General features: G+C 70.4%; 9 protein-coding genes. 7 read left to right on the forward strand and 2 right to left on the reverse strand.

The window, feature by feature from the left end; translation table 11 throughout:
* Window positions 1–57: 57 nt before the first annotated feature.
* Window positions 58–1,701 carry a hypothetical protein gene (locus ACWGKQ_RS51160; RefSeq protein WP_453299001.1) on the reverse strand — a complete coding sequence of 548 codons (1,644 nt, stop codon included), beginning with the start codon at window positions 1,699–1,701 and terminating at the stop codon, window positions 58–60.
* 203 nt (window positions 1,702–1,904) lie between these two features.
* Window positions 1,905–4,103 carry an elongation factor G-like protein EF-G2 gene (locus ACWGKQ_RS51165; protein WP_453299002.1) on the reverse strand — a complete coding sequence of 733 codons (2,199 nt, stop codon included), beginning with the start codon at window positions 4,101–4,103 and terminating at the stop codon, window positions 1,905–1,907.
* A 280-nt stretch (window positions 4,104–4,383) separates the two neighbouring features.
* On the opposite strand from ACWGKQ_RS51165, the gene pgsA reads away from it, so the two are divergent.
* The 7 genes from pgsA (at window position 4,384) to ACWGKQ_RS51200 (ending at window position 10,219) form a co-directional block, all read left to right on the forward strand.
* Window positions 4,384–5,061 (forward strand): phosphatidylinositol phosphate synthase, encoded by a 678-nt coding sequence (pgsA, locus tag ACWGKQ_RS51170; protein WP_453299003.1) that lies wholly within the window; start codon window positions 4,384–4,386, stop codon window positions 5,059–5,061.
* Window positions 5,058–5,966 carry a phosphatidylinositol mannoside acyltransferase gene (locus tag ACWGKQ_RS51175; protein WP_453299004.1) on the forward strand — a complete coding sequence of 303 codons (909 nt, stop codon included), beginning with the start codon at window positions 5,058–5,060 and terminating at the stop codon, window positions 5,964–5,966. The genes pgsA and ACWGKQ_RS51175 overlap by 4 nt, the downstream gene beginning before the upstream one ends.
* Window positions 5,963–7,123 carry a glycosyltransferase family 4 protein gene (locus ACWGKQ_RS51180; RefSeq protein WP_453299005.1) on the forward strand — a complete coding sequence of 387 codons (1,161 nt, stop codon included), beginning with the start codon at window positions 5,963–5,965 and terminating at the stop codon, window positions 7,121–7,123. Before ACWGKQ_RS51175 ends, ACWGKQ_RS51180 begins: the two co-directional genes overlap by 4 nt.
* A 115-nt stretch (window positions 7,124–7,238) precedes the next feature.
* Window positions 7,239–7,790 (forward strand): hypothetical protein, encoded by a 552-nt coding sequence (locus ACWGKQ_RS51185; protein ID WP_453299006.1) that lies wholly within the window; start codon window positions 7,239–7,241, stop codon window positions 7,788–7,790.
* A 104-nt stretch (window positions 7,791–7,894) separates the two neighbouring features.
* Window positions 7,895–8,800, forward strand: coding sequence for a pyridoxal 5'-phosphate synthase lyase subunit PdxS (gene pdxS, locus ACWGKQ_RS51190; protein ID WP_189264653.1), 906 nt, complete (start codon window positions 7,895–7,897; stop codon window positions 8,798–8,800).
* A 20-nt stretch (window positions 8,801–8,820) separates the two neighbouring features.
* Window positions 8,821–9,426 (forward strand): pyridoxal 5'-phosphate synthase glutaminase subunit PdxT, encoded by a 606-nt coding sequence (pdxT, locus tag ACWGKQ_RS51195; RefSeq protein WP_453299007.1) that lies wholly within the window; start codon window positions 8,821–8,823, stop codon window positions 9,424–9,426.
* A gap of 52 nt (window positions 9,427–9,478) precedes the next feature.
* Window positions 9,479–10,219 (forward strand): YebC/PmpR family DNA-binding transcriptional regulator, encoded by a 741-nt coding sequence (locus ACWGKQ_RS51200; protein WP_453299008.1) that lies wholly within the window; start codon window positions 9,479–9,481, stop codon window positions 10,217–10,219.
* The last annotated feature ends 14 nt before the right edge of the window (window positions 10,220–10,233 follow it).

Below are 10,233 nucleotides of genomic sequence, written 5' to 3' on the forward strand. Positions count from 1 at the left end.
CGGCAGCCCCCAGGGGCTGGTGCCCGCACCCGCCCCGTCGGCCGAACCGCCGGAGGCTCACGCGTCGTAGGTGTCGGCCTTCTTCGGTGACGCCTCCTGGACCGACCCGCTGAGCGCTCCCGCCCGCGAGTTGAACTTGTCCATGTTGACGTCGTGATCCTTGAGCACGGTGAACGCGGCCCGGTGCACCGCCCGGAGCACCGGGGTGGCCGCGCGCAGCGCGTCGTCGGCCATGAAGCGATGCCTCCAGGGCTGGTCGGCCCAGGCATGCCGGAGGCCGAACGGCTCGGGCAGGCCTATGGAGCCGCCGAGCCACTTCAGCAGCGGCGGATACCAGCTGATCATCGCCCGCGCGCTCAGCCGGACCACCTCGTCCGGGGTGACCAGGGGCAGCTTGACCGTCCGGGTCTCCCAGAACCGGACGGTCTTGGCGACCGTCTTGGTGGGGGCCTCGGGCTTGCCGCTGAACAGGCCGTTGACCGGACCGAGGGCGTGTCCGGTGACCTCGATGCGCAGGGTCTCCTTCAGCACGGTCACGGTGGTCATCATGGTGATGATCAGGCCGCCGTCCCACAGGTACGGCCACTGCACGCCCAGGTAGTGCCGTTCGCCCTTGTCGAAGTGGTTGCTGTTGCAGATCCGCTCCACGTCAGCGGGCCCGACCTTGTAGTCGGTCCCCTCGGGCCTGGACACCGCCTTGGCGCCCTCTCCGACATGGCTGACGATCCAGTGCTTGACCTGCGGTTCCGGGAAGCCGCCGGTCTTCAGGTGCTGCCGGTGCAGCACGCTCAGCTCCTTCTCGATCTCCCGGACGACGGTCCAGGCGCGGAACTCGTGGACGCCCTTGACCGGATCGAGCGGGACCAGCTCCTCCGCGAGGTGCCAGGAGCCCCAGCGGGTGCCCATGCCGAGTATGCCCTTGGGGCCGGCGTAGAAGACCGAGTTGGACTGCTGCTCGGCGCTGAGCCGGGCCAGGGACTGGCGCAGCTGCTCGGCCGCGGCCTGGTCGGGGCTGGTCGGCACGGCCTCGGGGACCTTCGCGCCGACGCTGCCGCCGGAGAGCAGGCCGTCCCAGGCCTCGCGCAGGTTGTTCGCGGTGCTCTCGCAGAGCCGTTTGGCCAGATACCAGCCGACGACGGGGAGCACGATGCAGCCGCGTGCGTACCACCCCCAGAAGCCGGTGAGCGGCATCCGGATCAGGAAGACGACCGCGAGGACGCCGACGGCGGCCAGCAGGGCGCTGCCGAGCCCGGAGACCCGCTTGTTGTCGGCCTTCAGCATGGTGGCCCGGAGCTGGAAGACCAGCAGCCAGACGAGCAGGCCGGGCAGGAAGAGCACGCCGAACAGGAACATGACGGCGGTCAGCCGCTGGTCGCGTTCCTTGCGGATGCGGTTGGCCGCGAGGCAGTGCTCGACGACCATCTGGGGTTCGCTGCCGAAGGACTGGATGAGCGGTTTGCGGCCGACGCCCAGCATGCGGTCGATGACCGCCTGGGAGTACGCCTCACCGAAGTTGGGCCGGAAGATCTTCGCCCAGCTGCGGCCCTCGCTGACCGTGGACTGGTGCCACTCGTTGTCGGCCTTCTTGATCTCCTCCATCGGTGTGTCCCGGTAGGCCGCCGAGGCCAGGGCGTAGGTCGGTGCCTGCGCCTCGCCGCCCGGCCTGGGCACCTGTGGCCCGAAGAAGTCCTCGAAGCTCATTCCCGCCCCCACTTGCCGCCGTCCCGCTTCTGCGGCCTTCCCGACTTCCGTACTCCGCACACCTGTTGATCAAGTACTCAGAGTATCCCCAGCCACCGACAACCGTCGGCGGACGGCCGAAGCCGCCCGCCGAACACTCCCGTTGTCGATCGTTCTCGACCGTTCTCGACTGTTGTTGCCCCCCGTTGGGCGCTGCGGATCAACTAGGAGGCTTCTTTGGCCTGTTCGCGAATCTTCTCGGCGATCTGCGGTGGCATCGGCTCGTGCCGCGCGTACGAGCGGCTGAACCGGGCCGTGCCGTGCGACAGGGAGCGCAGGTCGACCGCGTACCGGCCGATCTCGAACTCCGGTACCTCGGCCTTGATGAGGGTGCGTCCGCCGCTGGTCTGCTCGGTGCCGAGCACCCGGCCGCGCCGCCCGGACAGGTCGCTCATCACCGCGCCCACGTAGTCGTCGCCGACCAGCACGGACACCTCGGCCACCGGCTCCAGGAGATGGATCTTCGCGTCCGCCGCGGCCTCCCGCAGGGCCAGCGCGCCCGCCGTCTGGAAGGCGGCGTCGGAGGAGTCCACGGAGTGCGCCTTGCCGTCGAGCAGGGTGACCCGCACGTCCACCAGCTGGTAGCCGGCGGCGACCCCCCTGACGGCCTGGGCCCTGATGCCCTTCTCGACGGACGGGATGAACTGCCGGGGCACCGCACCGCCGACCACTTTGTCGACGAACTCGATGCCGGAGCCGCCCGGCAGCGGTTCCACCTCGATCTCGCAGATCGCGAACTGCCCGTGCCCGCCGGACTGCTTGACGTGCCGGCCGCGCCCGGCGGACCTGCCGGCGAACGTCTCCCGGAGCGACACCTTGTGCGGTACGACGTCGACCTGGACGCCGTACCGGCTGCGCAGCCGCTCCAGGGCGACGTCCGCGTGCGCCTCGCCGAGGCACCACAGCACCACCTGGTGGGTGTCCTGGTTCTGTTCGAGCCGCATGGTCGGGTCCTCGGCGACAAGGCGGGCGAGGCCCTGGGAGAGCTTGTCCTCGTCCGCCTTGCTGTGTGCCTCGATGGCGAGCGGCAGCAGCGGGTCGGGCATCTCCCACGGCTCCATGAGCAGCGGGTCGTCCTTGCCGGAGAGGGTGTCGCCGGTCTCCGCGCGGCCGAGTTTCGCCACACACGCCAGGTCGCCGGCGATGACGTGGGTGACCGGTCGCTGCTGTTTGCCGAACGGTGTGGACAGGGCGCCGATCTTCTCGTCGACGTCGTGGTCCTCGTGGCCGCGGTCGGCGAGGCCGTGCCCGGAGACATGGACCGTCTCGTCGGGGCGCAGGGTGCCGGAGAAGACCCGGACCAGCGAGACCCGGCCGACGTACGGGTCGGAGGCGGTCTTCACGACCTCCGCGACCAGCGGGCCGCCCGTGTCGCACGGCTTGATCTCGCGCGGCCTGCCGTCGATGGTGGTCACGCCCGGGGTGGGGTGCTCGAACGGCGTCGGGAAGCCGCCGGTGACCAGTTCCAGGAGCTCGACCGTGCCGAGGCCCTGGCGGGCGCCGTCGGCGGCCGGGGCGGCGGCCAGCACCGGGAAGAAGGCCCCGCGGGCCACGGCCCGCTCCAGGTCCTCGATGAGCGTCTTCAGGTCGATCTGCTCGCCGCCCAGATAGCGGTCCATGAGCGTCTCGTCCTCGCTCTCCGAGATGATCCCCTCGATGAGCCGGTTGCGGGCCTCCTCGATGTCGGGCAGCTGGTCGGGGCCCGGCTCGGACTCCTTGCGCTCCCCGGCGGAGTAGTCGAACAGCTTCTGCGTGAGCAGCCCGACCAGACCGGTCACGGGCGCGTGCCCGTCCGGACCCTGCGGGCCGTGCAGCGGCAGGTAGAGGGGGAGTACGGCGTCGGGGTCGTCGGCGCCGAACGCCTCGGCGCACACCCGGGTCATCTCCGTGAAGTCCGCGCGGGCGGCCTCCAGGTGCGTGACGACGATCGCCCGTGGCATCCCGACGGCCGCGCACTCCTCCCACACCATCCGGGTCGAGCCGTCCACCCCGTCAGAGGCCGAGACGACGAAGAGGGCCGCGTCCGCGGCGCGCAGACCGGCCCTCAGCTCACCGACGAAGTCGGCGTATCCCGGGGTGTCCAGGATGTTGATCTTGATTCCGTTCCATTCGACCGGTACCAGCGACAGCTGTACGGAGCGCTGCTGCCGGTGCTCGATGTCGTCGTAGTCCGAGACGGTTCCGCCGTCCTCCACCCGGCCCGCCCGGTTCACCGCTCCCGCGGTCAGCGCGAGAGCCTCCACCAACGTGGTCTTGCCCGATCCGGAGTGGCCGACCAGCACCACATTCCGTACAGACGCGGGGTGGTCGGCCGCCATTGCCCTGCCGGCGGCTCCGGGGTGTTCCTTGACCTTGTCGCCCATGGTTTTGCCTCCCGTGCACGGTGAGGTCTCTGTGGGCGCGGGCGAGCATGGCGGGCCGCGTGCGGTGGCGGCTCCGATGACGCCCGCGGTTATTCGAGCTTTCCACTCCCGTCACGGTGCGTCCATACGAAGGACGTGATCGTGCCCGCGGGACCCTTCCGTCCCGGCCGTCGGTACCGACTGAGAGTGCCCACCCGTCGCACACACGCGCGCGTGGCTACGATGGGCCAGCCGGGGTGGCCAGCAGGGGCCGCACGGCGCAACGACCGTCAGGAAGGCCATGCTGAACAAGTACGCGCGTGCATTCTTCACGCGTGTCCTCACACCGTTCGCCGCGTTTCTCATCCGCCGGGGCGTGAGCCCGGACACGGTCACGCTCCTCGGCACGGCCGGAGTGGTCGCGGGCGCGCTGGTCTTCTTCCCCCGGGGCGAGTTCTTCTGGGGCACGATCGTGATCACGCTGTTCGTGTTCTCGGACCTGGTGGACGGCAACATGGCCCGCCAGCTGGGCCGCACCAGCCGCTGGGGAGCCTTCCTGGACTCCACCCTGGACCGGGTCGCCGACGGCGCCATCTTCGGCGGCTTCGCCCTCTGGTACGCGGGCAACGGGAACAACAACGTCCTGTGCGCGGTCTCCATCTTCTGCCTGGCCAGCGGCCAGGTGGTGTCGTACACCAAGGCGCGCGGCGAGTCCATCGGGCTGCCGGTGGCCGTCAACGGTCTCGTGGAGCGCGCCGAGCGCCTGGTGATCTCGCTGGTGGCGGCGGGTCTGGCGGGCTTCCACAAGTTCGGTGTCCCGGGCATCCAGGTCCTGCTGCCGATCGCCCTGTGGATCGTCGCCGTGGGCAGCCTGGTCACCCTCGTCCAGCGAGTCGTCACGGTCCGCAGGGAGTCCGCCGAGGCGGAGGCGGCGGCCGAGCGGGAGAGCGCCTCGCACGGGAGCGAGGCCGCGAAGTGAGCGCCGCCGAGCGGCTCACCGACGCTCTGTACGGTCTCGGCTGGAGCACCGTGAAGCAGCTCCCCGAACCGGTCGCCGTGCGCCTCGGCAACTCCATCGCGGACCTCGCCTGGAAGCAGCGCGGCAAGGGCGTCCAGCGGCTCGAATCCAACTACGCGCGCGTGCGGCCCGACGCGAGCCCCGAGCGGCTGCGCGAGCTCTCCCGCGCGGGCATGCGGTCGTACCTGCGCTACTGGATGGAGTCCTTCCGGCTGCCCGCCTGGAGCGAGCAGCGGGTCCGCAAGGGCTTCGAGCCCAAGGACGTCCACCACCTCACCGACGGCCTCGCCTCCGGCCGGGGCGTGATCATCGCGCTGCCGCACCTGGCCAACTGGGACCTGGCCGGCGCCTGGGTCACCACCGAGCTGGAGACGCCGTTCACCACGGTCGCCGAGCGGCTCAAGCCCGAGACGCTCTACGACCGCTTCGTCGCCTACCGCGAGGGCCTCGGCATGGAGGTCCTGCCGCACAGCGGCGGCACCGCCTTCGGCACCCTGGCCCGCCGGCTGCGCGACGGCGGCCTGATCTGCCTGGTCGCCGACCGCGACCTGTCCGCCTCCGGCATCGAGGTCGACTTCTTCGGCGACAAGACCCGGATGCCCGCCGGACCCGCCCTGCTGGCCCAGCAGACCGGCGCGATACTCCTGCCCGTGACGCTCTGGTACGACGACACTCCTGTCATGAAGGGCAGGGTGCACGCCCCGGTCGAGGTACCCGAGTCAGGTGACAAGGCGTCGAAGACGTCTGTCATGACACAGGCGCTGGCCGACGCCTTCGCCACCGGGATCGCCGACCATCCGGAGGACTGGCACATGCTGCAACGCTTGTGGCTCGCGGACCTCGACCCCGCGAAGGGACCGTCGTGAGGATCGGCATCGTCTGCCCCTACTCCTGGGACGTCCCGGGTGGCGTCCAGTTCCACATCCGCGACCTCTCCGAATACTTCATCCGCCTCGGCCACGACGTCTCCGTCCTCGCCCCCGCCGACGACGACACCCCTCTCCCGCCCTACGTCGTCTCGGCGGGCCGCGCGGTCCCGGTGCCCTACAACGGCTCGGTGGCCCGCCTGAACTTCGGCTTCCTGTCCGCCGCGCGGGTACGCCGCTGGCTGCACGACGGCGCGTTCGACGTGGTCCACATCCACGAGCCGACCTCCCCGTCCCTCGGCCTGCTGACCTGCTGGGCGGCCCAGGGCCCGATGGTGGCGACCTTCCACACCTCCAACCCGCGCTCCCGCGCGATGATCGCCGCGTACTCGATCCTCCAGGCGGCCCTGGAGAAGATCAGCGCCCGGATCGCGGTCAGCGAGTACGCCCGCCGCACACTGGTCGAGCACCTAGGCGGGGACGCGGTCGTGATCCCCAACGGCGTCGACGTCGACTTCTTCGCCAAGGCGGAGCCGCGCCCCGAGTGGCAGGGTGACACGATCGGCTTCATCGGCCGCATCGACGAGCCCCGCAAGGGCCTCCCGGTCCTGGTGAAGGCCCTGCCCAAGATCCTCGCCGCCCGCCCGCAGGCCAGGCTCCTGGTGGCCGGCCGGGGCGACGAGGAGGCCGCGGTCGAGTCCCTGCCCGCCGAGCTGCGCTCCCGCGTCGAGTTCCTCGGCATGATCAGCGACGAGGACAAGGCCCGCTTCCTGCGCAGCCTCGACCTGTACATCGCGCCCAACACGGGGGGCGAGAGCTTCGGGATAATCCTGGTGGAAGCCCTGTCCGCGGGGGCTCCCGTGCTCGCCTCCGACCTCGACGCCTTCACCCAGGTCCTGGACCAGGGGGCGGCGGGCGAACTCTTCGCCAACGAGGACGCGGACGCGCTGGCGGAAGCGGCGGTCCGGCTCCTGGAGGACCCGCAGCGCCGCGCCGGGCTGCGCGAGCGCGGCAGCGTGCACGTACGGCGCTTCGACTGGTCCACCGTGGGCGCGGACATCCTGTCCGTGTACGAGACGGTGACGGCGGGTGCGGCGGCGGTGGCGGCCGACGAGCGGTCGGGGCTGCGGGCGCGGTTCGGGCTGGCGCGGGACTGAGCGCTTCGCTGGGAGGGCCGCAGTGTTCCGGCTGCGGCGCCGTCGTGGCTGGTCGCGCAGTTCCCCGCGCCCCTGACGGGGCGCTGCCGCGGGTGCCTCCTATAGCGTTCCGCCCGTGACCGTTTCCCTCATCTGGACGCTCTGGATCCTCGCCGCCCTCGTGGTGGTCGGCCTGTATCTGAGTTGGACCGCAGGCCGTCTCGACCGGCTGCACGCGCGGATCGACGCTGCCCGTGCCGCGCTCGACGCCCAGTTGCTGCGGCGTGCCTCGGTGGCCCAGGAGCTGGCGACCTCGGGGGTCCTGGACCCTGCCTCCTCGATCGTGCTGTACGAGGCCGCGCATGCCGCCCGGCAGGCCGAGGAGGAGCAGCGGGAGGTCGCCGAGAGCGAGCTTAGCCAGGCCCTGCGGGCCGTCTTCGAGCACCCGCAGCAGGTCGAGGAGGTCCGTGAGGCCCCCGGCGGCGAGGCCGCCGCCGGCGAGCTGGCCGAGGCGGTACGCCGGGTCCCGATGGCCCGCCGCTTCCACAACGACGCCGTCGGCGCGGCCCGCCGGCTGCGCGAACACCGCAAGGTCCGCTGGTTCCGGCTGGCCGGACACGCGCCCTTCCCGCTGGCCTTCGAGATGGACGACGAACCGCCCGCCGCCCTGGTCGAGCGCACGGCCTGACCGGAAAACGATCCACCGGCTGTCCATTGGCCCTTGCTGTGGACTGGTCCACTCGCGTTTCCTCGGTGTCTGCAGAAACCCTCTTTCAGCGAGTGAGGTCACCCGTGTCCACCATTGAGAACCAGACCCCCGAGACCGGCACCGCCCGCGTGAAGCGCGGCATGGCCGAGCAGCTCAAGGGCGGCGTGATCATGGACGTCGTCACGCCGGAGCAGGCGAAGATCGCCGAAGACGCGGGCGCCGTCGCCGTCATGGCCCTGGAGAGGGTCCCGGCCGACATCCGCAAGGACGGCGGCGTGGCCCGGATGTCCGACCCGGACATGATCGAGGGCATCATCGAGGCCGTCTCGATCCCGGTCATGGCCAAGTCCCGGATCGGCCACTTCGTCGAGGCCCAGGTCCTCCAGTCGCTCGGCGTCGACTACATCGACGAGTCCGAGGTCCTCACCCCGGCCGACGAGGTCAACCACTCCGACAAGTGGGCCTTCACCACCCCCTTCGTCTGCGGTGCCACCAACCTCGGTGAGGCCCTGCGCCGGATCGCCGAGGGCGCGGCCATGATCCGCTCCAAGGGCGAGGCCGGCACCGGCAACGTCGTCGAGGCCGTCCGCCACCTGCGTCAGATCAAGAACGAGATCGCCCGCCTGCGCGGCTACGACAACAACGAGCTGTACGCCGCCGCCAAGGAGCTGCGCGCACCCTACGAGCTGGTCAAGGAGGTCGCCGAGCTCGGCAAGCTCCCCGTGGTGCTGTTCTCCGCCGGCGGCGTCGCCACCCCGGCCGACGCGGCCCTGATGCGCCAGCTCGGCGCCGAGGGCGTCTTCGTCGGCTCCGGCATCTTCAAGTCCGGCGACCCGGCCAAGCGCGCCGCCGCCATCGTCAAGGCGACCACCTTCTACGACGACCCGAAGATCATCGCGGACGCGTCCCGCAACCTCGGCGAGGCCATGGTCGGCATCAACTGCGACACCCTCCCCGAGACCGAGCGCTACGCCAACCGCGGCTGGTAAGACCAAAGGGTTTCGCACACATGACCGACGCACCTGTCATAGGCGTCCTGGCCCTCCAGGGCGACGTACGGGAGCACCTCATCGCCCTGGCCGCGGCCGACGCCGTGGCCAGGCCGGTCCGGCGCCCCGAGGAACTCGCCGAGGTGGACGGCCTCGTCATCCCCGGCGGCGAGTCCACCACCATCTCCAAGCTGGCCGTCCTGTTCGGCGTGATGGAGCCCCTCCGCGCGCGCGTGCGGGCCGGAATGCCCGTCTACGGCACCTGCGCGGGCATGATCATGCTCGCCGCCAAGATCCTCGACCCGCGCTCGGGACAGGAGACCATCGGCGGCATCGACATGATCGTCCGCCGCAACGCCTTCGGCCGGCAGAACGAGTCCTTCGAGGCGGCGGTCGACGTGCGCGGCATCGACGGCGATCCTGTAGAGGGCGTGTTCATCCGCGCCCCCTGGGTCGAGTCGGTCGGCGCCCGGGCGGAGGTGCTCGCCGAGCACGGCGGCCACATCGTCGCGGTCCGCCAGGGCAACGCGCTCGCCACGTCGTTCCACCCGGAACTGACCGGCGACCACCGTGTGCACGCCCTGTTCGTCGACATGGTGCACGCGAACCGGGCGACCGAGTCCTAGTAGGATCTCTGGCGTTCGTTGTTTGGATGGGTTACGCGAAGGAGACAGGCAGATGTCCGGCCACTCTAAATGGGCTACGACGAAGCACAAGAAGGCCGTGATCGATGCCAAGCGCGGCAAGCTCTTCGCGAAGCTGATCAAGAACATCGAGGTCGCGGCCCGTATGGGCGGCGTGGACATCGAGGGCAACCCCACTCTCTACGACGCCATCCAGAAGGCGAAGAAGCAGTCGGTCCCGAACAAGAACATCGACTCCGCGGTCAAGCGCGGCGGTGGTCTCGAGGCCGGTGGCGCCGACTACGAGACGATCATGTACGAGGGCTACGGCCCGAACGGCGTCGCCGTGCTCATCGAGTGCCTCACCGACAACCGCAACCGCGCCGCCTCCGACGTCCGTGTCGCCATGACCCGCAACGGCGGTTCGATGGCCGACCCGGGCTCGGTGTCGTACCTCTTCAACCGCAAGGGCGTCGTGATCGTCCCCAAGGGCGAGCTGTCCGAGGACGACGTCCTGGGTGCCGTCCTGGACGCGGGTGCCGAAGAAGTCAACGACCTCGGTGAGTCCTTCGAGGTGCTCAGCGAGGCCACCGACCTGGTCGCGGTCCGCACCGCCCTCCAGGACTCCGGGATCGACTACGACTCCGCCGAGGCCAACTTCGTCCCGACCATGCAGGTCGAGCTGGACGAGGACGGCGCCAAGAAGATCTTCAAGCTGATCGACGCCCTCGAGGACAGCGACGACGTGCAGAACGTCTTCGCCAACTTCGACGTGAGCGACGAGGTCATGGAGTAGGTCGACGCGTAACG

Source organism: Streptomyces sp. NPDC054770 (genome assembly GCF_053611985.1).